General features: G+C 73.2%; 24 protein-coding genes. 11 read left to right on the top strand and 13 right to left on the bottom strand.

Annotated elements, in window-relative coordinates; translation table 11 throughout:
- Positions 1–57: 57 nt before the first annotated feature.
- The gene (locus tag OG392_RS09640) at positions 58–693 is read right to left on the bottom strand and encodes a uridine kinase (protein ID WP_329287170.1); all 636 of its coding nucleotides are present in this window, start codon (positions 691–693) and stop codon (positions 58–60) included.
- A gap of 60 nt (positions 694–753) precedes the next feature.
- Between OG392_RS09640 and OG392_RS09645 the strand changes: the two genes are divergently transcribed.
- From OG392_RS09645 to OG392_RS09655, 3 genes are read left to right on the top strand one after another with little or no spacing between them, the layout of a single operon-like run.
- Positions 754–903: a hypothetical protein gene (locus OG392_RS09645; RefSeq protein WP_443054731.1), complete on the top strand. Its 150-nt coding sequence runs from the start codon at positions 754–756 to the stop codon at positions 901–903.
- Between the two features lie 57 nt (positions 904–960).
- Entirely contained in the window at positions 961–1,713 is a 753-nt protein-coding gene (locus OG392_RS09650) for an SDR family NAD(P)-dependent oxidoreductase (protein ID WP_329277603.1), read from the top strand.
- Between the two features lie 26 nt (positions 1,714–1,739).
- Positions 1,740–2,096: a MerR family transcriptional regulator gene (locus tag OG392_RS09655; protein WP_329277604.1), complete on the top strand. Its 357-nt coding sequence runs from the start codon at positions 1,740–1,742 to the stop codon at positions 2,094–2,096.
- A gap of 97 nt (positions 2,097–2,193) precedes the next feature.
- Here OG392_RS09655 and OG392_RS09660 read toward each other — a convergent pair whose 3' ends face one another.
- A complete protein-coding gene (locus OG392_RS09660; protein WP_329277605.1) occupies positions 2,194–2,835 on the bottom strand; it encodes a winged helix-turn-helix transcriptional regulator in 642 nt (213 codons plus the stop codon).
- Positions 2,836–2,926: 91 nt separating this feature from the next.
- Between OG392_RS09660 and OG392_RS09665 the strand changes: the two genes are divergently transcribed.
- From OG392_RS09665 to OG392_RS09675, 3 genes are all read left to right on the top strand, one after another.
- Positions 2,927–4,138: a pyridoxal phosphate-dependent aminotransferase gene (locus tag OG392_RS09665; protein ID WP_329277606.1), complete on the top strand. Its 1,212-nt coding sequence runs from the start codon at positions 2,927–2,929 to the stop codon at positions 4,136–4,138.
- A gap of 97 nt (positions 4,139–4,235) precedes the next feature.
- Positions 4,236–4,694, top strand: a complete 459-nt coding sequence (locus tag OG392_RS09670) for a hypothetical protein (RefSeq protein WP_329277608.1) — start codon at positions 4,236–4,238, stop codon at positions 4,692–4,694.
- Positions 4,695–4,707: 13 nt separating this feature from the next.
- Positions 4,708–5,394: a DUF2293 domain-containing protein gene (locus OG392_RS09675; RefSeq protein ID WP_329277610.1), complete on the top strand. Its 687-nt coding sequence runs from the start codon at positions 4,708–4,710 to the stop codon at positions 5,392–5,394.
- Positions 5,395–5,439: 45 nt separating this feature from the next.
- On the opposite strand, the gene OG392_RS09680 is transcribed toward OG392_RS09675, so the two are convergent.
- The 3 genes from OG392_RS09680 to OG392_RS09690 all read right to left on the bottom strand — a co-directional run bounded on the left by OG392_RS09680 (position 5,440) and on the right by OG392_RS09690 (position 10,494).
- Complete coding sequence (locus OG392_RS09680) at positions 5,440–6,243, bottom strand: chaplin (protein WP_329277612.1); 804 nt, start codon at positions 6,241–6,243, stop codon at positions 5,440–5,442.
- A gap of 124 nt (positions 6,244–6,367) precedes the next feature.
- Positions 6,368–7,636, bottom strand: coding sequence for an SWIM zinc finger family protein (locus tag OG392_RS09685; RefSeq protein WP_329277614.1), 1,269 nt, complete (start codon positions 7,634–7,636; stop codon positions 6,368–6,370).
- Positions 7,633–10,494 carry a DEAD/DEAH box helicase gene (locus OG392_RS09690; RefSeq protein ID WP_329277616.1) on the bottom strand — a complete coding sequence of 954 codons (2,862 nt, stop codon included), beginning with the start codon at positions 10,492–10,494 and terminating at the stop codon, positions 7,633–7,635. Before OG392_RS09690 ends, OG392_RS09685 begins: the two co-directional genes overlap by 4 nt.
- Before the next feature lie 220 nt (positions 10,495–10,714).
- Between OG392_RS09690 and OG392_RS09695 the strand changes: the two genes are divergently transcribed.
- Together OG392_RS09695 and OG392_RS09700 are read left to right on the top strand one after the other, a co-directional pair.
- The gene (locus OG392_RS09695; protein ID WP_329277618.1) at positions 10,715–11,053 is read left to right on the top strand and encodes a hypothetical protein; all 339 of its coding nucleotides are present in this window, start codon (positions 10,715–10,717) and stop codon (positions 11,051–11,053) included.
- A gap of 75 nt (positions 11,054–11,128) precedes the next feature.
- Positions 11,129–11,398 (top strand): DUF6343 family protein, encoded by a 270-nt coding sequence (locus tag OG392_RS09700; RefSeq protein WP_329277620.1) that lies wholly within the window; start codon positions 11,129–11,131, stop codon positions 11,396–11,398.
- A 76-nt stretch (positions 11,399–11,474) separates the two neighbouring features.
- Here OG392_RS09700 and OG392_RS09705 read toward each other — a convergent pair whose 3' ends face one another.
- The 4 genes from OG392_RS09705 to rpsA form a co-directional block, all read right to left on the bottom strand.
- Entirely contained in the window at positions 11,475–11,843 is a 369-nt protein-coding gene (locus tag OG392_RS09705; RefSeq protein ID WP_329287172.1) for a tetratricopeptide repeat protein, read from the bottom strand.
- A 50-nt stretch (positions 11,844–11,893) separates the two neighbouring features.
- Positions 11,894–12,496, bottom strand: coding sequence for a dephospho-CoA kinase (gene coaE / locus OG392_RS09710; protein WP_329277622.1), 603 nt, complete (start codon positions 12,494–12,496; stop codon positions 11,894–11,896).
- Between the two features lie 31 nt (positions 12,497–12,527).
- Positions 12,528–13,466 (bottom strand): PAC2 family protein, encoded by a 939-nt coding sequence (locus OG392_RS09715; RefSeq protein WP_329277624.1) that lies wholly within the window; start codon positions 13,464–13,466, stop codon positions 12,528–12,530.
- A 195-nt stretch (positions 13,467–13,661) separates the two neighbouring features.
- Positions 13,662–15,176 (bottom strand): 30S ribosomal protein S1, encoded by a 1,515-nt coding sequence (rpsA, locus tag OG392_RS09720; RefSeq protein ID WP_148004571.1) that lies wholly within the window; start codon positions 15,174–15,176, stop codon positions 13,662–13,664.
- Between the two features lie 346 nt (positions 15,177–15,522).
- Between rpsA and OG392_RS09725 the strand changes: the two genes are divergently transcribed.
- Together OG392_RS09725 and OG392_RS09730 are read left to right on the top strand one after the other, a co-directional pair.
- Complete coding sequence (locus tag OG392_RS09725; RefSeq protein WP_329277628.1) at positions 15,523–16,362, top strand: class I SAM-dependent methyltransferase; 840 nt, start codon at positions 15,523–15,525, stop codon at positions 16,360–16,362.
- An 82-nt stretch (positions 16,363–16,444) separates the two neighbouring features.
- Positions 16,445–19,108 carry an ATP-dependent RNA helicase gene (locus OG392_RS09730; protein ID WP_329277630.1) on the top strand — a complete coding sequence of 888 codons (2,664 nt, stop codon included), beginning with the start codon at positions 16,445–16,447 and terminating at the stop codon, positions 19,106–19,108.
- Here the strand turns inward: OG392_RS09730 and OG392_RS09735 are convergent.
- From OG392_RS09735 to OG392_RS09745, 3 genes are all read right to left on the bottom strand, one after another.
- The gene (locus tag OG392_RS09735; protein ID WP_329277632.1) at positions 19,092–20,090 is read right to left on the bottom strand and encodes a DUF3068 domain-containing protein; all 999 of its coding nucleotides are present in this window, start codon (positions 20,088–20,090) and stop codon (positions 19,092–19,094) included. The two genes, OG392_RS09730 and OG392_RS09735, sit on opposite strands and share 17 nt — an antisense overlap.
- A 9-nt stretch (positions 20,091–20,099) precedes the next feature.
- Positions 20,100–20,240, bottom strand: coding sequence for an SPW_0924 family protein (locus tag OG392_RS09740; RefSeq protein ID WP_106975990.1), 141 nt, complete (start codon positions 20,238–20,240; stop codon positions 20,100–20,102).
- 228 nt (positions 20,241–20,468) lie between these two features.
- Positions 20,469–22,271 (bottom strand): lytic transglycosylase domain-containing protein, encoded by a 1,803-nt coding sequence (locus tag OG392_RS09745; RefSeq protein ID WP_329277634.1) that lies wholly within the window; start codon positions 22,269–22,271, stop codon positions 20,469–20,471.
- A 260-nt stretch (positions 22,272–22,531) separates the two neighbouring features.
- Here OG392_RS09745 and OG392_RS09750 point away from each other — a divergent pair, with 260 nt between their 5' ends.
- On the top strand, positions 22,532–23,470 hold the full coding sequence (locus OG392_RS09750) for a DUF4184 family protein (RefSeq protein WP_329277636.1): 939 nt from the start codon (positions 22,532–22,534) through the stop codon (positions 23,468–23,470).
- 13 nt (positions 23,471–23,483) lie between these two features.
- Here OG392_RS09750 and polA read toward each other — a convergent pair whose 3' ends face one another.
- On the bottom strand, positions 23,484–26,195 hold the full coding sequence (gene polA / locus OG392_RS09755) for a DNA polymerase I (protein WP_443054733.1): 2,712 nt from the start codon (positions 26,193–26,195) through the stop codon (positions 23,484–23,486).
- Positions 26,196–26,200: the final 5 nt, after the last annotated feature.

The following is a 26,200-nucleotide window of genomic DNA, read 5'->3' on the forward strand; positions in this document are numbered from 1 at the left end:
GCGGAGAGGCCCGAGGCCCGCCGGCGAGTGGCGAGCGCGAAGCTCCCTCCCCGTCCCCTACCCGCCGAACCCCGCCCAGGCCGGGTGGCGTGGGTCGTCCGCCCGGACGACCACGTCCGCCGCGTCGCCGGGGGCCACCTCCGACTCGTACCGGGCGAAGGCCGGCAGGGTCCAGGCCTCCTCGGTGCGCCGGGCCAGCGCGGCGGCCGAGAGCCGCAGGTACACGGTGAGGTCGAAGGGGAACCAGTGGCCGAGCAGGAAGGGCCCGTGCAGCACGAGCACCCCGCCGGGCGGCAGCGTCACGTACGGGCTGCGGGTCGCGCGGTCCCTCGCCGGATCCCACAGGTCGGGCAGCACCCGCCCCGTACCGCCGGGCTCCAGCGGCCCGAAGACCTCCCGCCACAGCGCCCCGGTGTCGGTCCACCCGTCGTAGTACGCGTCCGGGTCCTGCTTCCCGTACTCGTACCGAAGCGACGCGGGGCGCAGGAAGCCGCCGGTTCCCGCGACGAGGACGGACCGTCCGCGCGTCCGCAGGGCCTCGGCCAGCCTCTCCGCGAGCTCACCCCCGGGCGCGGCGGGCGGCCCGTCGACGCCGACCTTGAGCCAGCCGCTCCCGTCGGCCGGCTCGGTCCCGTCGAGCCGCCCGGCGAGCGCCTCGGCCAGCCGTTCCCAGGTGATCGCCTCGTATCGCATCCCGCTCATCCTGCCCGCAGCTCCCCCCGACGCGCATCGGCCGACACCCCCGGCAGTACGGTGATCGTCGCCGACATCGACGGCCTGGCCGAGCGGCTGACCGCCCGGGGCGTGGAGGTGACGTGGGACGACGACTTCCCGGGACACCGGCGCTTCCACACCGTCGACTGCCATGAGAACCGGCTCGAGTTCCTCTCCCCCGAACGCTGACCGCTCACCACCCCCGCTTGACCTTGTCACTGGCGTCACTGTTCGACCCTCAGAGCCATGGACACCACCACACCCACCAGGGTCGTCGTCATCACCGGCGCGGGCACCGGCATCGGCCGGGCCGCCGCCCGCGCCTTCGCCCGGCAGGGGGCGACGGTCCTCGCCGTCGGCCGCAGGACCGAGCCGCTGCGGGAGACCGCCGAGGGGCACCCCGGCATTCACCCGTACGTCGCCGACATCACGGCGGAGGGCGCGGCCGAGGAGATCGTCCGCGCCGCCGTGACCGGCCACGGCCGCCTCGACGTGCTCGTCAACAACGCCGGGATCTCCCGCGGCGGCCCGCTCGGCACTCTCGACCGCTCCGTGATCACCCCGCTCCTGGAGACCAACCTCGTCGCCCCCGTCCTGCTGACGCAGGCCGCGCTCCCCGCGCTCCGGGAAGCGCGAGGCGTCGTGGTGAACGTGACGACGACGATCGGCCAGCGCGGCTGGCCGGCCAACTCCGTCTATCCGGCGACCAAGAGCGCCCTGGAGACCCTGACCCGCTGCTGGGCGGTGGAGCTCGCGCCCGCCGGCGTCCGGGTGGTGGCGATCGCCCCGGGTCCGGTCGAGACCCCGATCGCGGACCACATGGGTCTCTCCCCCGAGCGGCTGAAAGCCTTGCGGGACTGGCAGCTCGCGCACGTTCCGCTGGGCCGGATCGGCCGTCCCGAGGAGGTCGCCTGGGCGATCACCGCGCTCGCGGCACCGGACGCCTCCTTCCTGACCGGCACCGTCCTGCCCGTCGACGGGGGTGCGCTGGTCGCGTGATAGGAGTGCTCCAGGAGGTGGCGCCCTTGCGCATCGGTGAAGTGGCCCGGCGGACCGGGGCGTCGCCGCGCGCCCTGCGCCACTACGAGGCGGCGGGCCTGATCGCGTCGGTCCGCGCGGCCAACGGATACCGGGTGTACGGCGAGGACTCCGTGACGCGGGTGACGAACATCCGGTACCTCCTGGACGCCGGCCTCACCCTGGACGACGTGTCCGCGTTCCGTTCCTGCCTGGACGGTGACATGCCCTCGGCCCCGCCGTCGGCCCGCGGCCTGGAGATCGCCCGCGAGCGGCTGGCCGTGCTCGACGCGCGGATCGCGGCCCAGACCGAGGCCCGGAACCGGCTGGCCCGACGTCTGAACGTGCTGCCTGACCGGGGCTGACGCCAGGACACGGCCGCCCCGCGGGACGGGCAGACACCGGACGGGGCCGACCCGCGGGACGGGCCGACGCCGGACGGGGCCGAGCCTCGGGAGCCCGCTACGACCGGCCGGCCCGCACCGGCCGTTCCAGCGCCGCACGCCCCGCCTCGATCGCCTCGGCGAGCGTCGACTCCCCGCCCGCGAGGGCCCGGCAGGTCGCCGCGTCGGTGCGCAGCCGGGCGTCCGGCACCTCGCCCGTAGCGGCGCCGTACGCCCCGTCCCCGTACGACACGGACCCGTCGCCGCCGACCCGTACGAAGAACTCGCCCTCGTCCAGGGTCACCTGGACCACACCGGCGCCCAGCCCGGCGAACGCCCCGAGGAGCGGGATCGCGTACCAGTGCGCGCGGACGGCGTCGGTGGGCCGTGGTTCGCCCAGGTCGGGCGCCCCCCAGGCGGCGAGGGTGCGCAGCACGGGCAGCAGCTCGCGGCCGCGCGGGGTGAGCTCGTACACGAACGCCGAGGCGGGCGGCGGCAGTCGGCGGCGGGTGACCAGCTCGGCGCCCTCCATGTCCTTGAGGCGGCCGGCGAGCATGTCGGTGCTGACGCCGGGGAGGTCGGCGTGGAGGTCGGTGTAGCGGCGCGGCCCGGCGAGGAGTTCGCGGACGACGAGCAGGGTCCAGCGGTCGCCGACGAGGTCGAGGGCGCGCGCTGCGGCGCAGTGCTGGTCGTAGCTGCGGCGGCGTTGCTGACGTGGCATGCGACGCAGTCTAGACATGTTGTTGGACTTCCCAAGCTCGAACTTGGTAAAACCAAGCAACACTGATTCCGGGGACCTGGGGAGGTCGGACATGGAGTTCCGGCAGTCGAGCAAGCTGAGCGAGGTCTGTTACGAGATCCGGGGCCCGGTCATCGAGCACGCCAACGCGCTGGAGGAGGCGGGCCACAGCGTCCTGCGCCTCAACACCGGCAACCCGGCCCTCTTCGGCTTCGAGGCGCCCGAGGAGATCGTCCAGGACATGATCCGGATGCTCCCCAAGGCCCACGGATACACCGACTCGCGCGGCATCCTCTCCGCCCGCCGCGCGGTGGCCCAGCGCTACCAGTCCATGGGCCTCCCGGAGGTGGACGTCGACGACGTCTTCCTCGGCAACGGCGTGTCCGAGCTGATCTCGATGGCCGTCCAGGCCCTCCTGGAGGACGGCGACGAGGTCCTCGTCCCCGCCCCGGACTACCCGCTGTGGACGGCGGTGGTGACGCTCGCGGGCGGCAAGCCCGTGCACTACCTGTGCGACGAGTCCGCCGACTGGTACCCGGACCTCGACGACATGGCGTCGAAGATCACCGACCGCACCAAGGCCATTGTGGTCATCAACCCCAACAACCCCACGGGCGCTGTCTACCCGAAGGAGATCCTGGAGGGCATCTTCGCGCTCGCCCGGCGCCACGGGCTGATGGTCCTCGCCGACGAGATCTACGACCAGATCGTCTACGACGAGGCCGTCCACCACCCGGCCGCCTCGCTCGCCCACGATCTGATCGTCCTCACCTTCGGCGGGCTCTCCAAGACCTACCGGGTGGCGGGCTTCCGCTCCGGCTGGCTGGTCGTCACCGGCCCGAAGGAGCACGCCAGGAACTACCTGGAAGGCCTCACCATGCTGGCCTCCATGCGGCTCTGCCCCAACGCCCCCGCCCAGTACGCCATCCAGGCCGCGCTCGGCGGCCGGCAGTCGATCCACGAGCTGACCGCGCCGGGCGGACGGCTGCGCGAACAGCGCGACCGGGCCTGGGAGAAGCTCAACGAGATCCCCGGCGTCACCTGCGTGAAGCCGAAGGGAGCGCTGTACGCCTTCCCGCGCCTCGACCCCGCCGTGCACAAGATCCACGACGACGAGAAGTTCGTCCTCGACCTGCTCCTGCGCGAGAAGATCCAGGTCGTGCAGGGAACCGGCTTCAACTGGCCCCGCCCGGACCACTTCCGCATCCTGACCCTGCCGTACGCCGACGACCTCGACGCGGCCATCAGCCGCATCGGACGCTTCCTGAGCGGCTACCGGCAGTGACGTGACGGCCCCTCGACTGTCATGATCTGAAGGTCCGAAGATCCTTCGGACCGGTGGACCTGACGGCAGCACGGCAGGACGGGAGGGGCGCCCGGTCATGGATGTGGCGCTGATTGCGGTGGCGGGAACCCTGTTGGGCGTCATCGCCACACACTGGTTCCAGGGGCGGGCCACCGAGCGCACCGCCTCGCTGGCCCGGACCGAACAGCTCCGCCAGGAGCGGATCGCGACCTACAGCGCCTACGCGGGCGCGGTCGTCGACTACCGGCACAGCCAGAACGACCGCTGGTTCCGGGCGGCCGAGGAGCCGGGCTCCCAGGAGGCGGAGGAGTCCCGGCACGCCTCCTACCGGCAGCGGACCGCCGCCCGGCAGGCCCTCTTCCGGGTGCAGTTGGTGTGCGACGACCCGCAGGTCCGGCGGCTGGCCGAGGCCGCCTTCGAAGAGGCCCACTGCATGCACGAGGCACGGGGGGAGTCCGAGCGCGCCCGCCGCTCTGCGGAGGCGAAGGAAGCGCTCGCCCAGTTCATCGCCGCGGCCGCGCCCGGCGTGCGCTGAGCGGGGCCCGGACATGGACCTCGTCGCGCCCGTCGTCGTCGAGCCGCTCAGGCGCCGCCGCTGCTCGGAGTGCCTGCGGGGACCTCTCGAGCGGATGATCGTCGAGTTCAACGCCCCGGTCTGTCTCGACTGCGCCGACCTGGGGCATCTCGTGTTCCTGCGGCGGGGCGACACGGCGCTCACCCGCCGGGCCCGCGAGGGCAGCACGCTCTGGGCCGTGGTCGTACGCCACAACCGGCGCCGTACCCGGTACGAACGCCAGGGCCTGCTCGTCGAGGAGGCGGCGCTCGCCGAGGCGGAGCGCTCCTGCCTGGCGGACGCGGAGGCCCGGGCCAGACGCCGGACGCGGGACGCCGCACGGCGCGCGGCGCTCGACACGGAGATCACCGAGATCCTCCGGACGGAGATCCTGCGGCTCTTCCCGGCCATCCCGGCGGACCGGGCCACGGAGGTCGCCGTCCACGCCTCGGCGAAGGGCAGTGGACGGGTGGGGCGCACGGCGGCGGGCCGCTCGCTCGACCGCGGCGCCGTGACGGCCGCGGTCCGCGCCTCCGTACGCCATGTCGACACCCCGTACGACACCTTGCTGATGCGGGGTGTTCCTCGGCACCAGGCCCGGACTCGGGTGGCACCCGCCATCGAGGCGGTGCTCCGGGCCTGGCGTCGCGACGGGGACGCCGGCGGCCGGGGGCGCGGCTGACCACTCGGGTGTCAGCCCACGTCGCCCGGCCTCGGGGCGGAACCGTCAGGCCTGGTCCGCGGCGCGGCGGGCGCGACGGTACAGCAGGGCTCCACCGAGCAGCAGCGCGGCACTCGCGGCGCCGGTGTACCCGATGCTGTCGGAACCGGTGGAGGCCAGCGCGACCGTGCTCGTCCCGCCCTGCGGAGCGGGAAGCGGGGCGGGCTTCGCCGTCTCGGTCTCCGGCTGCGGAACCGGCACGTTCCGCACGGGGGTCTGCGGGCGCGGGGTCGGCGTCTCGACCGGCGGCGTGGGCTTCGAGGGGCCGTTGACCGAGGTGTTGCCGAAGACCGGGTTCAGGATGCCGACCACGTTGACCGAGTTGCCGCTGACGTTCACGGGGAGGTCGACGGGCAGCTGGAGGCCGTTCCCGGAGAGCACGCCGGGAGAGCCCGCGACGTGGGTCTCTGCCGTGGACCCGCCGCCGTTGGCGGAGCCGCCGTCGGAGGACCCGCCGCCGTGCGAACCGCCTGCGGCGTGCTCCCCGCCGCGCGGGGTGCCGGGCTCGTCCTTGTGGGAGCGTCCGCCGCCGTCCTCCGAGCCGTAGCCGTCGGGCTCCTTCTCGGCGGAACGGTTGGCACAGCCGTTGCCGAAGGCCGGGTTGAGCAGGCCGACGACGCTGACCGTGTTGCCGCAGACGTTGACCGGCACGTGCACCGGCAGCTGAACCGTGTTGCCGGAGCCGACGCCCGGCGAACCGACCGCGGCGCCCTGCGCGCCGGAGTCGGCGTGCGCGGCGCCGGCCGAGAGGGCGATCGCCCCACCCGTGACCAACAGTGTGGCCAGACCACTTCGGCGAATCTGCCTCATGGCTTCCTGCCTTCCGGAGGTGTGCGGGCAAGTGCCCGTACCGGAATCAACGCGACAAACGCACGGGCCGGATCCGACCGTTGACGGGTTTCACTCCATCGAGTGGGCCCCGTTCGAGTGTGCGTCAGCGCCCCAGAAGATCGGTGAGGGCGCCGACGGGGTCGTGGTCGGGCGCGCCGCGCGGCCACCAGTCCTCGCGGCCGCCATCCGACTCGTAGCCGTACCAGAGCCCGTCCCGGCCGAGGCGGAGCTGGAGCGACTCGGTGGAGAGCCGGTTGCGCCAGGGCCGGAAGGCGGGGAAGTCGGCGGCGATCAGGGCGGGTCTGGCCCGGTCGAACGGACCCGCCGGCGGATCCCACGGCTCCTCGAGGACGGCGAGACCGGCGGCGCCGCCCTGCCGCCAGGCGGAGACGGCCCGGGCGAGGTCGGTGGGGGTGCGGTCCAGCGCGTACGCCAGGTCCCGGTAGAGGGCGCGGGTCGAGGCGGTCAGCCCGGATCCGGGGTGCGCGGCGGCCAGCCGGACGGCGTCCTGCCACGGGGTGAGCGCGGCGACCGGGTCGTGCCCGGTGGTGAGGAACGCGTGTGCGCGGACAGCGGCTTCGGAGGCGAGGAGGTCGAGCGCGAGCGGATCGGGGGCGTCGGGGTCGGGCGGGAACACGGCCGGGCGGCCGGGCCGGTCCGGGACCGGCAGCGGAGGGGGCAGCGGCAGCCCGGCCCGCTCCGTCGCGTCGAACACGGCACGGGCGGGGACGGTGGGCATCGGAGGCGCGGCGGCGGTCGTCTCGGCGGCCGACAGGGCGGCGTTGCGCCGGGTCAGCTCCGCGAGCAGCTCCTGCTCCCCGCGGCCGCGCATCAGGAAGAGGACGAAGGGATCCTCGTCGAGGAGCCGGGCGGCCTGATAGCAGAGGGCGGCGGCGTGCTTGCAGGGGTAACCGTCGTCCGGGCAGGAGCAGTCGGGGACGAGGTCGCCCGGTGCGGGCAGCAGTCCGGTGACCGCCTCCAGGGCGTGCGGCACGTCCTTGTCGAGCAGGGCGGCGATGTGGTCGGGGCGGGCGGCGGCCTCGTCGAGGAACCGCTCCCAGCCGTCGTCGCCGAGGGTCCGCATCCTGATCTCGGTGCGGTACGGGCGGGGCCGGCTGCCGTGGACATAGGCGACGACCCGGCCGGGGGTGACGGTGATCGCGTCGACATGGCCACGCCCCGCGTACGCCTTGCCGCGGGCGAGACGGGCCGGGTCGAGGGCGGTGTCCTCCAGGGCGTCCACCCAGGCGTTGCCCCACCAGGTGGCGGCGAACCGGCCGTCGGACGCCTCTCGGGGCGCGACCTGCGGGAAACTGCGGCGGCGGTCGTCGTGGCGGGGCACCGCTCCGCGCGCGCCCCGTGGGGTGGTCACGAGGGCCTCCTCAGGGACACCAGATCGGCGAGCTCGCGGTCGGTCAGTTCGGTGAGGGCCGCCTCGCCGGAGCCGAGGACGGCGTCGGCCAGGGCCCGCTTGGCGCGGAGCATCTCGCCGATCCGGTCCTCGACGGTGCCCTCGGCGACGAGCCGGTGGACCTGGACCGGCTGGGTCTGCCCGATGCGGTAGGCCCGGTCGGTGGCCTGCTCCTCGACGGCCGGGTTCCACCAGCGGTCGTAGTGGACGACATGGCCGGCCCGGGTGAGGTTGAGGCCGGTCCCCGCGGCCTTGAGGGAGAGCAGGAAGACGGGCACCTCACCGGCCTGGAAACGGTCGACCATCCGCTCCCGCTCGGCCACCGGGGTGCCGCCGTGGAGGAGTTGGGCCTGGATGCCGCGCGCGGCCAGATGGTCGGCGAGGAGCCGCGCCATCGTCACGTACTGGGTGAAGACGAGCACCGAGCCGTCCTCGGCGAGGATCGTGTCCAGGAGCTCGTCGAGCAGGGCGAGCTTCCCCGACCGGCCGGCGAGGCGCGCGGTGCCGCTGCCGCGCGGCGCCTCCTCCTTCAGGTACTGCGCGGGGTGGTTGCAGATCTGCTTGAGGGAGGTCAGCAGCTTCATGACGAGACCCCGGCGGGCGATGCCCTCGGCCTCCTCGATCCGCGCCATGGTCTCGCGGACGACCGCCTCGTACAGCGAGGCCTGTTCCCGGGTGAGGGAGACGGGGTGGTCGGACTCCGTCTTGGGCGGCAGCTCGGGGACGATGCCGGGGTCGGACTTGCGGCGGCGCAGCAGGAAGGGGCGGACGAGCCGGGCGAGCCGCTCGACGGCCTCCTCGTGCTCGATCTCCTCGTGGTTCTCGACGGCGCGGGCGTGCCGGGAGCGGAAGGCCTTGAGCGGGCCCAGGAGACCGGGCGTGGTCCAGTCGAGGAGCGCCCAGAGTTCGGAGAGGTTGTTCTCCACGGGGGTGCCGGTGAGGGCGACGCGGGCGGGTGCGGGGATCTCGCGCAGCGCCCTCGCGGTCGCGGAGAACGGGTTCTTGACGTGCTGGGCCTCGTCGGCGACGACCATCCCCCACTCCCGCCCTGCCAGTTCGGCGGCGCTCGTCCGCAGAGTGCCGTAGGTGGTGAGGACGAATCCGCCCTCGGCGCCGTCGAGGTCGCGCTCGGTGCCGTGGAAACGCCGGACGGGCACGTCGGGGGCGAACCTCCCCACCTCCCGCTGCCAGTTGCCGAGGAGCGAGGCCGGGCAGACGACGAGGGTGGGGGCGCGCCGGGCGCGGCGCAGATGGAGGGCGATCAGGGTGACGGTCTTGCCGAGGCCCATGTCGTCGGCGAGGCAGCCGCCGAGGCCGAGCGAGGTCATCAGGTCCAGCCAGGCGAGGCCGCGCAGTTGGTAGTCGCGGAGGGTGGCGGTGAGTCCGGGCGGAGCCTGCACGTCCTCGGGCCCGGCGAGGAGCCGGTCGCGGAGCGCGGCGAGCGCCCCGACGGGGACGGCGGGCACGGTCTCCCCGTCGACCTCCGCGGTGCCGGTGAGGGCGACGGCGAGGGCGTCGACCGGTTCGAGCAGGCCCAGTTCACGCTTGCGCGCCTTGCGGACGAGGTCGGGGTCGACGACGACCCACTGGTCGCGGAGCCGCACGATCGGCCGGTGGGCCTCGGCGAGGTGGTCCATCTCCCGCTCGGTGAGCGGATCGCCGTCGAGGGCCAGCTGCCAGTTGAACCGCAGGAGTTCCTCGCTGTCGAAGAACGCGGTGCCGTCGGTCGCCGAGCCCGGCGCGGTGTGGGCGGCGCTGACGACGGCGGAGGCGCTGAGGGAGCGGGCGAGCTCGCGCGGCCAGTGGACGGCCACACCGGCGTCGGCGAGCCGGGCGGCGGCCGGGCCGAGCAGCTCGTACAGCTCGTCCTCGGTGACCGCCAGGACATCGGGCACGTCCCGCTCCAGGAGGCGGGCGAGCGGGGGCCAGACACGGGCGGCCCGGCGCAGGGCGAGGACCGCGTCGATCCGGGCACGGGGCCCGAAGTGCTCGCCGTCGCCCGCCCAGAGGGCCGTGGCGTCGATGACGAGGGTGGGATCGGCGAGGCTGTGGACCTGGAGGAGCGCGGCCGCCGCGTGCCGCTCACCGCGCGGCGTCCGGCCCGCGTCGGAGGCCTCGGCGCCGGAGGCAGCGTCGAACAGTTCGTAGGGGGAGAAGTCCAGGCGGAGCGAGACCCGGACACCGGCGTCCATCCCGGCCGCCGCCTCGGCGGCCCAGGCCCGCGCGCGGGGCAGATGCTGGGGGGCACGGGCGGCGAACGGCGCCCCCACCGCGTGGGCGGCGGCCGGGGTCCTGGGCAGGATGTCGGCCACCGCGTCGAGGAAGGCACGCACCAGGGCCTCGGGATCGGGCAGTCGCAGCGGGCCGCGCCCGGGGACGGGCACGGCGTGCGCCTCGTACGGCAGGGCCGCGGCGACGGCCCGCAGATGGGCGATGTCGTCGGCGTCCAGCGGGCCGGCCCGCCAGGCGTCGAGGTCGTCGGCGGTCAGACCGGGCAGCAGACGGCCGCGGGCCACCAGATGCAGGGCATGCAGGGCGGCGGCACCCCAGCCGGCGCTCGCGGGGTGGGTGGCCGGGTGGTGGCGGGCCGCGACGAGACGGGGCAGCGCGGCGTCGACCGGGAGGGTCAGGGCGGGGACCGACCGGCTCCGGGCGCCGCTGCCGTGCCGTCGGACGACGGTCAGCTCGACGCGCTCCGCGCCGCTCTCCCCCGGGTCCGGCAGCGCACCGCCGTCGGGGGCCCAGAAGGCCACACGGCCCTCCCGGGGCAGGGCGGCCGGCAGGAAGACGGCGGCGCTGGTCGTCCAGGTGTGTGCCACGGCTCCGCGCTCCTTCCCACCGATGACGGATGTCGACCGGATCTCCGACCTTACGGCGGGGGTCTGACAACGGCCGTCAGGCGGGTTCGCCCGAGCGGCCCAGCAGCGGATGACACCCGCCCCCGGGGGCGGGAGGGTGGGCCTCAACCGGGTGCGCCCGAGGTGCCGCCGGAACTCCGACCGGAACACCGACCCTGACCCCGACAGAAGAGGAACCGCCATGTCCGTTCGCCGGCGTCTCACGACCGCCACCGGGGCCGTGCTGCTCACCTTCGCCGTCGCCGGCTGTTCGAGCCTGGGCCGCACCATGGTCGGCACGCTCTCGTACGAGACGGAGCGCGAGGTCGTGGTGACCGTGACGAGCCCCTCGGTGAACGGCTGCCACCGCCTCCTCGCCCCGAGCGGGGTGCACCGGGTCGAGAACAACACCCTGGTCGACATCAGGCTGTTCCCGACGCCCAACTGCACGGGGAAGCACAACATCTACCTCCCCATGAACACCAGCTACAGGGTCTCTCCGAGCGCCCTGCCGTGGCGCAGCTACAACGTCATCCACTAGCGGGTTCCCACCGGACCGTCGCAGGGTCCATCCTGGAAGTGCCCTTCGGGGCTCGGACGGGAGATGGTGACCGTCATGCGTTCCGGGAACGAACCGGCGACCGCGCGCAGCCCCCTGCGCATGCGCTTCTGGCTGGGCCTGTGGGGGCTGCTCTGGGCCGCCTTCGGCACGACCGTCTTCGCGCTGCTCGGCCGACCGGGATGGGCCGCGGCCTGCGGCGTCCTGTTCCTCGTCGTGCTGGTCGACCTGGCGATGGTGGTGCGCCACATCCGCCAGGGCCCGCACTGGCAACCTGGCCGGAACGTTCCGCCGTACGAACCGGATCACGGCGGCACGAGGCGCTGAGCGCCCGCGCCCCGTACGTTGCATCCCCGCCGTGCCCGCGCCCCGTGCCCGCGTCTCGTACCCGCCGTGCACGCGTCTACTGCTCCGTGTCGAACCCGGCGGCCCGGAGGTACTCCGGCTTCGGGTCCAGCGCCGCCGCGAGGCGGAAGTGCCGGGTGGCCTGGGCGGTCAGGCCGGAGCGCTCGAAGGTCCGGGCGAGGGCGAAGTGCGCGAAGGCGTTGTCCGGCTCGCGCTCCAGGACCAGCTCGAACTCCAGCTGCGCGGGTCGCAGCTGCGCGGCCGCGAAGAACGCGCGGGCCCGCAGCAGACGCGCCGCCGTGTTCTCGGGATGGGCGGCGATCACCGAGTCCAGGAGCTTCACGGCGCCACGGGGGTCCCGCGCGGCCAGCAGATGCTCGGCTGCGCGGAAGTCGATGACGTGCGTTTCCGGGTTTCTGTCGGCCACCATGGAATCCTTCCCCTCGATCCGGTGGTTGAACACCGGACCCGGCACCCTCATTCCGCCGAGGCGCGGCGCTCCAGCTCGTCCCAGACCTTCCGCACCTGCGGTTCGAGGGCGTCCAGAGGCCCGTCGTTGTCGATCACGAGATCCGCGACGGCCAGCCGCTGCGCCCGCGTGGCCTGGGCCGACATCCGGGCACGTGCCTCGGACTCGGCCATGCCCCGGAGCCGTACGAGCCGGTCGAGCTGGGTCTCCGGGGAGGCGTCCACGACCACCACCAGGTCGTACAGGGGCGCCAGCCCGTTCTCGGTGAGCAGGGGTACGTCGTGGACGACGACGTCCCCCTGGCCCGCACGGCTCTCCAGCTCCGCCGACCGGGCCCCGACCAGCGGGTGCACGAGGGCGTTGAGGGTGGCGAGACGGTCGGGGTCGGCGAACACGATGGAGCCGAGCCTCGGCCGGTCGAGCGTCCCCTCCGCGGTGAGGACGTGCTCTCCGAAGGCCTCGACGACGGCCGCGAGCCCCGGTGTGCCGGGCTCGACGACCTCGCGGGCGATCCGGTCCGCGTCGATCAGCACGGCCCCGTACGAGACGAGCAGCCGTGACACTTCGCTCTTGCCGGCGCCGATCCCGCCGGTCAGGCCCACCTTCAGCATGAGCGGCAGCTTAGGGCCTGCCCCGGGCGGGTCAGGAGTCGCCCTCCCGCTCGGCGAGGAAGCGCTCGAACTCGCGGCCCAGCTCGTCCGCCGACGGCAGGTCGACGGGCTCGGCGACCAGACTGCCGCGGGTCTCCGCGCCGGCCACGGCGTCGTACTGGTGCTCCAGGCCCTGGACGAGCGCGACCAGCTCCTCGTCGCCCTCGCCGATCTGGCGGTCGATCTCGGTCTGGGTGCGACGGGCCTCGGTCCGCAGCGCGTGCGCGACCTCGGGGAGGACCAGTCCGGTGGCGGCCGTCACGGCCTCCAGCGCGGTCAGCGCCGCGTCCGGGTACGGAGACCGGGCGACGTAGTGCGGGACGTGCGCGGCGACACCGAGGGTGTCGTGGCCGGACTCGGTGAGCCGGTACTCGACGAGGGCCTCGGCGCTGCCGGGGACCTGCGCCTCGTCGAAGGGGCTGCGGTGGCCCGGCATGAGGTCGGTACGGCTGCCGTGCGGTGTGAGGCCGACGGGCCGGGTGTGCGGCACGCCCATGGGGATGCCGTGGAAGTTCACGGAGAGGCGCACGCCGAGGCGCTCGATGATCTGCCGGACGGCGGCGGCGAACCGCTCCCACTCGACGTCCGGCTCCGGGCCGGAGAGGACGAGGAAGGGGGCGCCGGTGGCGTCCTGGACGAGGCGGACCTCGATGGACGGCGTCTCGTACGCGGTCCAGCGGTCGCGCCGGAAGGTCAGCAGCGGGCGGCGGGCGCGGTAGTCCACGAGCCGGTCGTGGTCGAAGCGGGCCACGAGCTGGTGGGGCAGCGTGTCGAGCAGACCCTCGACGATCTGCTCACCGGTCTCCCCGGCGTCGATGTAGCCGTCGAAGTGGTACAGCATGACCAGCCCGGCAGACTCCTGCGCCAGTGCCAGGTCGACGACAGCCAGGCCCTTGGCGTCCCATTCGTACAAATCCTGGGGATCAAGCACGATTACCGCTCCTCCTCGTGTTCTCTTTGGGAACGTCTCGCGCGGCAACGCCATTCCCGGACGGCTCGATCTTCCGTACGGGCGCGGCCGTCGGGGCGGGAGAGGGCCGGAGTCCCGGAACATGACCGAGGCCCGCTCCCCCGAAGGGGAGCGGGCCTCGATTCGCTAGCGGCTAGCGCTCAGCGGAGAGCCTGTTCAGCTCTGGCCGCCGGCCAGCTTCTCGCGCAGGGCGGCGAGCGCCTCGTCCGACGCCAGGGCGCCGGAGTTGTCGTCCGACTCCGAGGAGTACGAACCACCCGAGATGCCCGCACCGGCGTTGCCACCGGCGGCCGGGGCGGCAGCGCCCTCGGCAGCGGCGGCCTCGTCGGCCTCGCGGGACTTGATGACCTGAGCCTGGTGCTGCTCGAAACGAGTCTGCGCCTCGGCGTACTGGGTCTCCCAGGCCTCGCGCTGGGTCTCGAAGCCCTCGAGCCAGTCGTTGGTCTCGGGGTCGAAGCCCTCGGGGTAGATGTAGTTGCCCTGGTCGTCGTAGGACGCGGCCATGCCGTACAGGGTCGGGTCGAACTCGACCGAGGCCGGGTCGGCACCGAAGGACTCGTTGGCCTGCTTCAGCGAGAGGCTGATGCGACGACGCTCGAGGTCGATGTCGATGACCTTGACGAAGATCTCGTCGTTGACCTGGACGACCTGCTCCGGGATCTCCACGTGGCGCTCGGCCAGCTCGGAGATGTGGACCAGACCCTCGATGCCCTCGTCCACGCGGACGAACGCACCGAACGGAACCAGCTTGGTGACCTTACCCGGGACGACCTGACCGATCTGGTGGGTCCGGGCGAACTGCTGCCACGGGTCCTCCTGCGTCGCCTTCAGCGACAGGGAGACACGCTCGCGGTCCATGTCGACGTCGAGAACCTCGACGGTGACCTCCTGGCCGACCTCGACAACCTCGGAGGGGTGGTCGATGTGCTTCCAGGACAGCTCGGAGACGTGCACGAGGCCGTCGACGCCACCCAGGTCCACGAAGGCACCGAAGTTGACGATCGAGGACACGACGCCGGAGCGGACCTGACCCTTCTGGAGGGTCGTGAGGAAGGTCTGGCGAACCTCGGACTGGGTCTGCTCCAGCCAGGCGCGGCGGGACAGGACCACGTTGTTGCGGTTCTTGTCCAGCTCGATGATCTTCGCCTCGAGCTCCTTGCCCACGTAGGGCTGGAGGTCGCGGACGCGACGCATCTCGACGAGGGAGGCCGGCAGGAAGCCACGGAGGCCGATGTCGAGGATGAGACCACCCTTGACGACCTCGATGACGGTACCGGTGACGATGCCGTCCTCTTCCTTGATCTTCTCGATGGTGCCCCAGGCGCGCTCGTACTGGGCACGCTTCTTCGAGAGAATCAGGCGGCCTTCCTTGTCCTCCTTCTGGAGAACCAGGGCCTCGATCTCGTCGCCGACCTTGACGACCTCGTTCGGGTCGACGTCGTGCTTGATCGAGAGCTCGCGGCTCGGGATGACACCTTCGGTCTTGTAACCGATGTCGAGCAGGACCTCGTCCCGGTCGACCTTCACGATGACGCCGTCGACGATGTCGCCGTCGTTGAAGTACTTGATCGTCTCGTCGATCGCGGCGAGGAAGGCTTCCTCGTTACCGATGTCGTTGACCGCAACCTGCGGGGTGGTGCTGGTGGCGGTGGTCTCGGTGCTGCTCGTCATGTGGGAAAGGGCTCCGGTTACGGACAGAAAGTCGTAGGTACTGCTACGCCGAGAGCCCGTATCGCACCAAGAAGCCGGACAGCCAATGAGGCCCCCGTCCCGCGAACGGGAGGAGCCTCGAAAACCGAGGGGACATACAACAGGTACGAGCGCGGCCTGCTCCGTCTGAGGCGCGCAGGCCCGCAGCGCAACCTTTAGCATACGGGGGCGGCCGGACAGGGTCAATGCGCGAAGCGCGCACCCGGGGCAGATCTACTCAACTCCGGCACCAACTCGTGTCCTTCCACGCCTCATCGGCGGGATCCGCGCAGAGCGGCACTGAGCGCAAACTACATCGGCGGGCGAGATGAACCAAGAGTACGAACACGAAGTCCCCTCCGACTCGGGCGACGAGGAGGCGGAGGCGACCCGGCGTGACGCGGGGGACGCGGAGAGCAGCCGGGCGAGCCGTGGCTGGTGGGACAGGAACGCCGACGAGTACCAGAGCGATCACGGATCGTTCCTGGGCGACGACCGGTTCGTCTGGGGTCCGGAGGGACTCGACGAGGCCGAGGCCGGGCTCCTCGGACCGGCCGCCGCACTGAAGGGCCTCGACGTCCTGGAGATCGGCGCGGGCGCGGCGCAGTGCTCGCGCTGGCTGGCCGCCCAGGGCGCACGGCCGGTGGCCCTCGACCTCTCGCACCGCCAGCTCCAGCACGCGCTGCGGATCGGCGGGGAGGTCCCGCTGGTGGAGGCCGACGCCGGTGATCTCCCCTTCCGGGACGGCTCCTTCGACCTGGCGTGCTCGGCCTACGGCGCGGTGCCGTTCGTCGCCGACCCGGTGAAGGTGTTCAGGGAGGTGCGGCGGGTGCTGCGGCCCGGCGGCCGGTGGGTCTTCTCGGTGACGCACCCGATCCGCTGGGCGTTCCCGGACGAGCCGGGCCCCGAGGGCCTCTCGATCGCGGCGTCCTACTTCGACCGCACCCCTTATGTGGAGCAGGACGAGCAGGGGCGGGCGGTGTACGTGGAGCACCACCGGACGATCGGCGACCGAGTGCGGGACGTGGTGGCCGGCGGCTTCCGGCTGCTCGACCTGGTCGAGCCGGAGTGGCCGGAGTGGAACAGCCAGGAGTGGGGCGGCTGGTCCCCGCTGCGGGGCAATCTGATCCCGGGCACGGCGATCTTCGTCTGCGAGCGCACGGAGTAGCGGCAGTGCGTTCGTCCTATTAATAGGTGGGTCCTGTGGACGACGGGGCCCACCTTTCCGCGTCGCGTACGAGACTGAGTGCGTGATCCGAAACGACGCACTCGACCGTCTCCCCGTCCGCCATGCCGTCCCCGAGCTGCTGGCCGCGCTCGACCGGCGCGGTACGGCCGTGTTGTCCGCGCCTCCCGGCACGGGCAAGACGACGCTGGTGCCGCTCGCGCTCGCGGGCCTCATAGGGGAGGGACCGCGGCGCCGGGTCCTGGTGGCCGAGCCGCGGCGGATGGCGGTGCGGGCGGCGGCCCGGCGGATGGCCTGGCTGCTCGGCGAGGAGGCGGGCGGCACGGTCGGCTTCTCGGTGCGCGGTGAGCGGCGGACCGGCCCCTCGACCCGGGTCGAGGTGGTGACCACGGGCATCCTGCTCCAGCGGCTCCAGCGCGATCCGGAGCTGGCGGGTGTCGACGTGGTGCTGCTCGACGAGTGCCACGAGCGGCATCTGGACGCCGACACGGCGATGGCCTTCCTGGTGGACGTACGGGCCACCCTGCGGCCGGAGCTGAATCTGATCGCGGCGTCGGCGACGAGCGACGCGGCGGCCTGGGCGGATCTCCTGACGGTCCTGGACGGCGGCGGGCCCGCGCCGGTGGTGTGGAGCAAGGGCGAGGGCCACGGCTGCCGGATCTTCTTCGAGGCGCCACCCTCGGGGATCCGGCTGGCCCATGGCACCTGGGTGGATCCGGCGCTGCTCCGGCACGTCGCCGCGACGGTCCGGCTCGCGCTGGCGCGGCACGAGGGAGACGTCCTCTGCTTCCTTCCGGGTACGGGGGAGATCGCGCGGACGGCCGGGATGCTCGCCGATGTCGACGCGGAGGTCCTCCAACTGCACGGGCGGGCGCCGGCCGCGGTGCAGGACGCGGTGCTGCGCGGTACGGAGCCGGGCGGGCGTCGGCGCGTGGTGCTCGCGACCTCGGTGGCGGAGTCCAGCCTGACGGTGCCGGGGGTGCGGATCGTCGTGGACTCGGGTCTGGCCCGTGAGCCCCGGACGGACCATGCGCGCGGCCTCGGCTCGCTGGCGACGGTGACGGTCTCGGAGGCGACGGCGACCCAGCGCACGGGCCGGGCCGGCCGCGAGGCCTTCGGGTTCGTCTACCGCTGCTGGGCGGAGGCGAGCGACGGCGGCAGGCCGCGCTTCCCGTCCCCGGAGATCAGGGTCGCCGATCTGGCGGACTTCGCTCTGCGGGCCGCCTGCTGGGGCGATCCGACGGCGGAGGGGCTCGCGCTGCTCGACGCGCCGCCCGCCGGGGCCCTGGCGGCGGCCCGGTCGGTCCTCGGCTCGATCGGAGCGGTGGACGAGGCCGGGCGGGCCACCGACCGAGGGGTACGGATGTCCCGCCTCGGTCTCCATCCCCGGCTCGGGCGTGCGCTCCTGGACGGCGCGCCGGAGGTCGGGGTGCGACGGGCGGCGGAGGTGGTGGCGCTGCTCAGCGAGGAGCCGCCGCGGGACTACGGGGACGACCTGGCGGCGGCCTGGCGCGCCGCCCGCCGGGGTGCCGACGGGTACGGCGCCCGGTGGAAGGCGGAGGCCCGTCGGCTGGAGCGATCGGCGGCGGAGGCGGTGGGCGGTGGGGCCCCGGGGGCTTCACGGACTTCGGGGGCCATCAGGACCTCGGGGGCTGCGGGGGCTCCCCGGACTCCGGGGGCCACCGGGACCTCGGGGGCTGCGGTGCTTCCCGCTGTCGACGGGAGGTCGGCGGGGCCGGCGACCGGGGACGACGCCGTGGCCGGTCTGGTGACGGCGCTCGCCTTTCCCGAGCGGGTGGCGAGGGCCCGGGAGCAGGGCGGCTATCTGATGGTGTCGGGGAGCGGGGCCCGGCTCGGTGAGGGTTCCGGGCTGCGGGCCACGCCGTGGCTGGCCGTGGCGGTGGCCGACCGCACGGCGCGGGACGCGACGGCGCGGGTGCGGCTGGCGGCCGTGGTGGACGAGGACATGGCGCGGCGGGCGGCCGGCCATCTGCGGTCCACCGGCGAGGAGGTGCGCTGGGAGGACGGGGACGTGGTCGCGCGGTCGGTGGACCGGCTCGGCGCGGTCGAGCTGACGGTCCGCCCCCTGGGCTCGAAGGCGGAGCCCGCGCTCGTGCGGGAGGCGCTGCTCGACGGACTGCGGCGCGAGGGGCTCGGGCTGCTGCGGTGGAGCCGGGAGGCCGGGGAGCTGCGCGCGCGGCTCGCCTTCCTGCACCGGGAGGTGGGCGAACCGTGGCCGGACATGGCGGACGAGGCGCTGGTGGAGCGGGCCGGGGAGTGGCTGGAGCCGGAGCTGTCCCGGGCCGCGCGGCGCGCCGATCTGGGGCGGATCGACGCCGGTGAGGACCTGCGGCGGCTGTTGCCGTGGGCGTCGGGCGAGGCGGGCCGGCTGGGAGAACTGGCGCCCGAGCGGATCGAGGTGCCGAGCGGCTCGCGGATCCGGGTCGAGTACGGCGGTGAGCGGCCGGTGCTCGCGGTGAAGCTCCAGGAGATGTTCGGGCTCGCGGAGACGCCTCGGGTGGCGGGGGTCCCGGTGCTCGTCCACCTCCTCTCCCCCGCCGGGCGGCCGGCGGCGGTGACCGCCGACCTGGCGTCGTTCTGGCGGGACGGCTACCGGTCCGTGCGGGCGGAGCTGAGAGGGCGGTATCCGAAGCATCCGTGGCCCGAGGACCCGTCCGCCGCGGAGGCGACCCGGTTCACGAGCGCGCGGCTCAGACGGGAGGGGTGAGCGGGGTGCCGACGGGCTGCGGCACGGCCACGGCCTCCGGTGCGGGGCGGCGGGAGCGGGCCTCCAGCCAGAGGGCGAGGGCGAGCAGGAGCAGCGCGAGGAAGGTCAGGCTCCAGGGGACGTAGGAGACGAGCAGGAGGACCGTGAGGCGGTTGGAGGAGACCATCTCGCCGACGCTCCGGATGTAGTCCTCGCGCATCTTCACATGGCCCTCGAAGACGGTGAGGGTGTCGACGCCCATCAGCGCCTTGGCGTTGCGGAGCTCCTCCTTGTGGATCTCCTCGCCGTTGACGGGGGCGCCGGTGACGGGCTCGATCCAGAACATCCGCTTGGTGGTGTACCAGCGGGTGAGTCCGGACTCGGCGATGACCTCCGGGGGGATCTTGACCGGCATGGTCTTGGGCATGGGGACCTTGGTCCAGGGGATGGTCTGCTCGAAGTAGTAGACCTCCATGCCCCGGAAGGTGCGGGTGCCCTTGTAGTGGATCGGGGAGGAGGTGCGGGTCTGGGCGTCGAAGTACTGGTAGTCCCGCTTCTCGGTGAGGAAGGGCCACTTGAACTCGATGCCCTCGCGCCGGACCGGGTCGCCGTCGACGGATTCACCGGTGGCGTTGACGGGGTCCTGGGAGTGGGCGTCGAAGATGTACCGCTCGGGGACCCTGGAGACCATCTTGCCGTCGGGACCGGTGATGTAGGCGAGGGCGTCCCAGACGACGACGTCGCGCCCGGCGTCGCGCTCGATGCGCCGCGATTCCTCCACGTTGCCCTTGAGCGTCTGGATGATCGTGATCTTGTCGACCTTCTCGGCCTTGAGCGTGGAGTAGTTGAGCAGGGTCGCCGGCCGCGCCTCCAGGACGGTCTCCTGGTACTGGTTCGGCGGGATCTTGGCCAAGCGGGGGAAGGCGTACCAGCGCAGGGTCGGGGCCATCGCGACGCAGAAGACGGCGAGGGCGAGGAGGACGAGGCTGGCTCGGCGGCGCACGGTCGCCCCCTACTTCTTGGGGCCGGGGTCGGCGGTGAGCAGGGGCTTGGGCGAGGTGGGGCCGTCGGGCGGCAGATCGACCACGGAGACGAGGAGGACGAAGAGGAGGACTGGGGCGAGTCCGATGGCGGCGGCGACGAGGGCACGCATGGTCGGCCTCCCGGGATGCGATCTGATAGGTCGTCAGGGCGGGGGCACCGTAGCAACGCGACCGCGAGATGAGAACACGTTGCACCGCCCTGCACGGGGATCACGATGCCGCTCCCCCGCCCCCGGTATCCCGGAGAGCCGCTCGCCGTCCGGGGAACGCGCAGCGCCGCTCCCCCGCCCGGTGGGGCGGAGGAGCGGCGCGTGGGGAGGAGGGGACGCGCGGGCGCGTCAGGCCGAGGGCGAGGGGGAGGCCTCGGGCGAGCCGGTGCCGGAGGAGGTCGGCTCGGGGGTCGGGCTCGGGGTCGCGGTGGGCCCGTTGACCGTCAGCTTGATCTCCGTGGTGCCACCACCGGGCGCGGTGAGGCGGAGCACGTACTCGCCGGCCTTGCCGCCCGCGAGGATGTCCGGCAGCGAGATCAGGCCGTTCGCGTCGGTCTTCAGGACGAGCGTGCGCACGCCGTCCTTGAACGACGGCCCGTCGGCGCTCTCCTTGGCTCCCGCGGAGTCGGCGATCACGGCCGTGACGAGCACACCGGGTGCGAGCACGCCCTTCTCCGTGGCCTTCACCTGCACGGACTGGGCGAACGTGGTGCCGGTGGTGGCCGACAGCGGGTCGCCGCCGACCCTCGCGAGGGCGTCCGCCTGACGCTCGGTGACGGTCGCGGTGAACACGGTCGCGTCCATGCCGCGACCCACGACGGTGGCCTTGACCGTGAACGACCCGGTCTTCTCGCCCGCCCGCAGGGTGGGAGCGGCGGCGATGCCGGCCGAGCCCGTGGTGACGGTCGCGGTCGTCGCGCCGCCGGAGAAGCGGGTGTCGGTGGTGCCGGTGATCTCGAAACGGATGCTCACACCGGTGATCGGCGCGCCGGCGGCGTCGAGTGCCGCGACCGTCGGGGCCTTGGTGAAGGCACTCTCGGTGGTCGCGGTGAGGGGGCCGGAGGAGACGGCCGCGAGGCGCGCGACCTTGACGGCCGGCGGCACGGTGGGCGGCACCGGCGGCTTCGTCGGCGGCGTGACCGGGGGCTTCACCGGCGGGGTCGGCTTCGTCGGCGGCTTGGTGACCTCCGAGGGCCCGCCCGGCTTCGTGGGCTTGGGCTTCGGCCCACCCGTCCCGGACGGCTCCGGAGCGGGGGTCGTCGGGGCCGGCGAGAGCGGTGACGTGGGGCGGTTGTCCTGCCCGCGACCGTCGCTGCGGTCGACCGGCAGCACGCCCGTGCCGTCCGGGACCTGGTGGGTGCCGCGACGGTAGTACTCGAACCACGACGTGACCGTGTTCAGGTACTCCGTCGAGCGGTTGTAGCTGAGGATCGCGCGGTCGAGGTCCGCCTTGAGCGCGAGGTTGCGGTCGTTGGCGCAGAGGTAGAGACCGGCGGCCTGCGCGGCGTCGTAGATGTTGTTCGGGTCCTTCTTCCCGTCGCTGTTCGCGTCCTGGCCCCAGGTGGCCCAGGTGGACGGGATGAACTGCATCGGGCCGACGGCACGGTCATGGGTGCGGTCACCGTCGAAGGCGCCGCCGTCGGTGTCCGAGATGTTGGCGAATCCGACGCCGTCGAGCTTGGGGCCGAGAATCGGCGAGAGGGTCGTGCCGTTGGCGTCGACCTGGCCGCCGCGCGCCTGTCCCGACTCGACCTTGCCGATGCCGGCGAGCAGCTGCCAGGGCAGGTTGCATCCGGGGGCGGTCGACCGGATCGACTGCTCGGCGCGCTGGTAGGCGGCGAGCACGGACGCGGGTATGCCGGCCTGGGCGGACCCGGTGACCACCGGCAGCTTCACGGGGGGCAGTCCGGGCTTGTTCGGCGTGTTCAGCGGCGGCAGCTCGGTGTAGTACGGCGAGTCGCCGGTGGCGGAGCCGTCGGCGGGCGGCGCCGCGGTGTCGCCGGCTCCGATGGCCCGGTCCCCGCCGGCGTTGTCGGTGGGCGGCGGGGTCATCTCCGGTGCCTGCGAGGCGGCGAGCGCGGCGACCGCCGCCGCCACCACCGCACCGCTGGTGGCCCCCTTGCGCAGCCTGCGGCCCAAGTGCGCTGACATGTCGGTGTGGTCCCTTCCCCCTCGACTGGGTCCCGCGCTCCCCGCGCGAGACCTCCGGCGACCCTATGCCAACTCCGGTCCACCGGGCACCGGCGCCTGACCGGCTTTCACGCTTTCGTCACCTCTCGGCTGCCTGAGGACCGCCCGCGCCGGACGCGGAGACCGACCGGACCGGGAACCGGGTGGAGGCTCGGACACCTCTTGCACTGCGGCCGACGATGCGCTCCGGCCGTCGGCACCCAAACCTGGGGGAACACCCGTTGCCGTTCACGTTGAGTCATGCCGCTGCCGTGCTGCCCGGGCTGCGTCGGAACGGGACCGCGCGCGGACCGCTGCTCGCGTCCGCTCTCGTCGCGGGCTCCTTCGCGCCCGACATGACCTATTTCGCGGCGACGGCCTTCCCGGGGGCGATGGTCTTCGGGGACGTCACCCACTCCGCCCTCGGGATCGTCACGGCCGATGTCCTGATCACCGCCGCGCTGGTGGCGCTGTGGCTGACGGTCCGTGAGCCGCTCGTGGTGCTGCTGCCAGCCCGGTGGCGCGGCAGGGTGTACGGCTTCGTGCGGGGCGGTGTCCGGCGCGACCGGCACCCGGCGGTGCTCGCGGGGTGGTTCGTCCTCTCCGCGGTCGTCGGCTCGACGACCCATGTCGTGTGGGACTCCTTCACCCACCTCGACCGCTGGGGGACCCGCGCGGTCCCGTTCCTCGGCGACATGGCGGCCGGGTTCCCCGTCTATCTCTACGCCCAGTACGGGAGTTCGGCGCTGGCGCTCGGTCTCATGACCTGGTTCACGGCACGGGCGCTGCGCTCCGCCGAGGCCGTGGAGCCGCCGGCCGGGGTACGGGTCCCGAGCCGGCGGGGGCGGCTGCTCGCGGCCGGGCTCATCGGCGGCTGCGTCCTCGCCGGGATGGCCCACCGGGTGCTGCGCTGGGCCGCGTACTGGGGCTGGGACCGGATCGAGACGCCGCTGGACGTCATTCCGACGGCCTGCTTCGGGGCCGGCGCGGGGCTCGCCGTCGGGCTCGTGCTGTACGGGGCGGGGGTGCGGCTTCTGGGGTCGGCGACCCTTGCGCGACCGGAGACTCCGGCACCCCCTCCCCCGGTGCCGGGAGAAGGGGACCGCCCGGAATCCCGGGCGAAGCGTCTCGCGCCACCGGCGCGGGTCGCCGGTGGCGCGGGTTCAGGCTCGGACGCCTAGCTGTCGTGCCGGGTCAGTGGGCCGCCGAGTCCCAGTCGTGGCCCACGCCCACCGAGACGTCCAGGGGGGCGCGGAGGTCGGCCGCGGCCGACATCTGTTCGCGGACCAGGGCCTCGACCTGCTCGCGCTCGCCGGGGGCGAGTTCGAGCACGATTTCGTCGTGGACCTGGAGGAGCATCCGGGAGGCCAGGCCCGCCTCGGTCAGCGCCCGGTCGACGCCCAGCATCGCGACCTTCACGATGTCGGCGGCCGTGCCCTGGATCGGGGCGTTGAGCGCCATCCGCTCGGCGGCCTCGCGGCGCTGGCGGTTGTCGCTGTTGAGGTCGGGCAGGTAGCGCCGACGGCCGAGCATGGTCTCGGTGTAGCCCGTGGCGCGGGCCTCGTCGACGACGCGGCGCAGGTAGTCACGTACCCCGCCGAAGCGCTCGAAGTAGGTGTCCATCAGGCCGCGGGCCTCGCCCGGGTCGATGTTCAGCTGCTGCGAGAGACCGAAGGCGGAGAGGCCGTAGGCCAGGCCGTAGGACATGGCCTTGATCTTGCGGCGCATCTCGGCGTCGACGGCGGACCGCTCGACGGAGAAGACCTGGGAGGCGACGGTGGTGTGGAGGTCCTCGCCGGAGGTGAAGGCCTCGATCAGGCCCTCGTCCTCGGAGAGGTGCGCCATGACGCGGAGCTCGATCTGGCTGTAGTCGGCGGTCATCAGGGCCTCGAAGCCCTCGCCGACGACGAAGCCGTGCCGGATGGCGCGGCCCTCGTCCGTCCGTACCGGCACGTTCTGCAGGTTGGGGTCGGTGGAGGAGAGACGCCCGGTGGCGGCCACCGTCTGGCTGAAGGTGGTGTGGATGCGCCCGTCGGCACCGATCGTCTTGATCAGGCCCTCGACGGTGGAGCGCAACCGGGCCTGCTCGCGGTGGCGGAGCATGATCACGGGCAGGTCGTGCTCGGTCTGGCCGGCCAGCCAGGCGAGCGCGTCCGCGTCCGTGGTGTAGCCGGTCTTGGTCTTCTTGGTCTTCGGCAGGTTCAGCTCGCCGAAGAAGACCTCCTGGAGCTGCTTGGGCGAGCCGAGGTTGAACTCGTGGCCGACGGAGGAGTGCGCCTCCTTCACGGCCTGCTGCACGGCCCCGGCGAACTGCTGCTCCATGGCCTCCAGGTGGTCGCGGTCGGCGGCGATGCCGTTCCGCTCCAGGCGGGCGAGGAGGGCGGAGGTGGGCAGCTCGACGTCGTGGAGGAGCTCGCGGGCGCCGACCTCGCCGAGCTTCTCCTCGAAGGCCACGGCCAGGTCGAGGACGGCCCGCGCCTGGGTCATGAGGGCATCGGCCTCGGCGCTGTCGTCGGCGCCGAAGGCGAGCTGGCCGTCGGCGGCGGCCGCGGGGGCGAGCTCCCGGTGGAGGTACTCCACGGAGAGCGCGTCGAGCGCGAAGGAGCGCCGGCCGGGCTTCACGAGGTAGGCGGCGAGGGCGGTGTCCATGGTGACGCCCGCGATGCTCCAGCCGTGCTCCGGGAAGACCCGCATGGCGCCCTTGGCGTTGTGCATGACCTTCGGCCGGTCGGCGTCGGCGATCCAGGCGGCCCAGGCGCGCTCGTCGGCCTCGTCGAGCGCGCTGGGCTCGAACCACGCGGCGGCGCCGCCGGCGGCGGCGAGGGCGATCTCGCCGACGTTCCCCGTGCCGAGGGCCCAGGTGTCGACGGTGGCGATGCCGAGGGGCTCGGTGCCGTGCTCGGCGAGCCAGGGGGCGAGCTCGCCGGCGCCGAGGACGGTGCCGTCGATCTCGACGCCCGCCTCGGGTGCCGGGGCGGCGTCCTCGGCGGCGCCGGGGTCGACGGCGAGGAGCCGCTCGCGCAGCGAGGGGTTGCGGATCTCCAGGGTGTCGAGGACGAGGGCGACGGCCCCGCGGTCGTACGGCTCGCGGGCGAGGTCCGTGACGCCCTTCGGCAGCTCGACGTCCGTGACCATCGCGGTCAGGCGGCGGTTGAGCTTGACCGACTCCAGGTGGTCGCGGAAGTTCTGGCCGGCCTTGCCCTTGACCTCCTCGGCGCGCTCGACGAGCTCGTCGAAGGAGCCGAACTGGTTGATCCACTTGGCCGCGGTCTTCTCGCCGACGCCGGGGATGCCGGGCAGGTTGTCCGACGGGTCGCCTCGCAGGGCCGCGAAGTCGGGGTACTGCGAGGGCGTGAGGCCGTACTTCTCCTGGACCTTCTCCGGGGTGAAGCGGGTGAGCTCGGAGACGCCCTTGGTCGGGTAGAGCACGGTGGTGTGGTCGGAGACCAGCTGGAAGGAGTCCCGGTCGCCGGTGACGATCAGGACCTCGAAGCCGGCGGCCTCGGCCTGGGTGGCGAGGGTCGCGATGACGTCGTCGGCCTCGAAGCCGTCGACGGCGAACCGCGGCGCGTTCATCGCGTCGAGGAGCTCGCCGATCAGCTCGACCTGCCCCTTGAACTCGTCGGGGGTCTTGGAGCGGTTCGCCTTGTACTCGGGGAACTCCTCGGACCGCCAGGTCTTGCGGGACACGTCGAAGGCGACCGCGAAGTGCGTGGGCGCCTCGTCGCGCAGCGTGTTCGCCAGCATCGAGGCGAACCCGTAGATCGCGTTCGTCGGCTGTCCGGTCGCGGTGGTGAAGTTCTCCGCGGGCAGCGCGAAGAACGCCCGGTACGCGAGCGAGTGCCCGTCCATGAGGAGCAGGCGGGGGCGGGTGTCTGCGGGGTTCTTCGATGCTGTCTCGGCCACATGAC

Origin of the sequence: Streptomyces sp. NBC_00691, assembly GCF_036226665.1 — a bacterium.
Taxonomy (GTDB): domain Bacteria; phylum Actinomycetota; class Actinomycetes; order Streptomycetales; family Streptomycetaceae; genus Streptomyces.

What these genes read in the sequence shown, in the direction of transcription:
- OG392_RS09640 (WP_329287170.1), bottom strand. Translation starts at nt 693, where the DNA reads ATGCGATACGAGGCGATCACCTGGGAACGGCTGGCCGAGGCGCTCGCC.
- OG392_RS09650 (WP_329277603.1), top strand. Translation starts at nt 961, where the DNA reads ATGGACACCACCACACCCACCAGGGTCGTCGTCATCACCGGCGCGGGC.
- OG392_RS09660 (WP_329277605.1), bottom strand. Translation starts at nt 2,835, where the DNA reads ATGCCACGTCAGCAACGCCGCCGCAGCTACGACCAGCACTGCGCCGCA.
- OG392_RS09665 (WP_329277606.1), top strand. Translation starts at nt 2,927, where the DNA reads ATGGAGTTCCGGCAGTCGAGCAAGCTGAGCGAGGTCTGTTACGAGATC.
- OG392_RS09670 (WP_329277608.1), top strand. Translation starts at nt 4,236, where the DNA reads ATGGATGTGGCGCTGATTGCGGTGGCGGGAACCCTGTTGGGCGTCATC.
- OG392_RS09675 (WP_329277610.1), top strand. Translation starts at nt 4,708, where the DNA reads ATGGACCTCGTCGCGCCCGTCGTCGTCGAGCCGCTCAGGCGCCGCCGC.
- OG392_RS09680 (WP_329277612.1), bottom strand. Translation starts at nt 6,243, where the DNA reads ATGAGGCAGATTCGCCGAAGTGGTCTGGCCACACTGTTGGTCACGGGT.
- OG392_RS09695 (WP_329277618.1), top strand. Translation starts at nt 10,715, where the DNA reads ATGTCCGTTCGCCGGCGTCTCACGACCGCCACCGGGGCCGTGCTGCTC.
- OG392_RS09700 (WP_329277620.1), top strand. Translation starts at nt 11,129, where the DNA reads ATGCGTTCCGGGAACGAACCGGCGACCGCGCGCAGCCCCCTGCGCATG.
- coaE (WP_329277622.1), bottom strand. Translation starts at nt 12,496, where the DNA reads ATGCTGAAGGTGGGCCTGACCGGCGGGATCGGCGCCGGCAAGAGCGAA.
- rpsA (WP_148004571.1), bottom strand. Translation starts at nt 15,176, where the DNA reads ATGACGAGCAGCACCGAGACCACCGCCACCAGCACCACCCCGCAGGTT.
- OG392_RS09725 (WP_329277628.1), top strand. Translation starts at nt 15,523, where the DNA reads ATGAACCAAGAGTACGAACACGAAGTCCCCTCCGACTCGGGCGACGAG.
- OG392_RS09740 (WP_106975990.1), bottom strand. Translation starts at nt 20,240, where the DNA reads ATGCGTGCCCTCGTCGCCGCCGCCATCGGACTCGCCCCAGTCCTCCTC.
- OG392_RS09745 (WP_329277634.1), bottom strand. Translation starts at nt 22,271, where the DNA reads ATGTCAGCGCACTTGGGCCGCAGGCTGCGCAAGGGGGCCACCAGCGGT.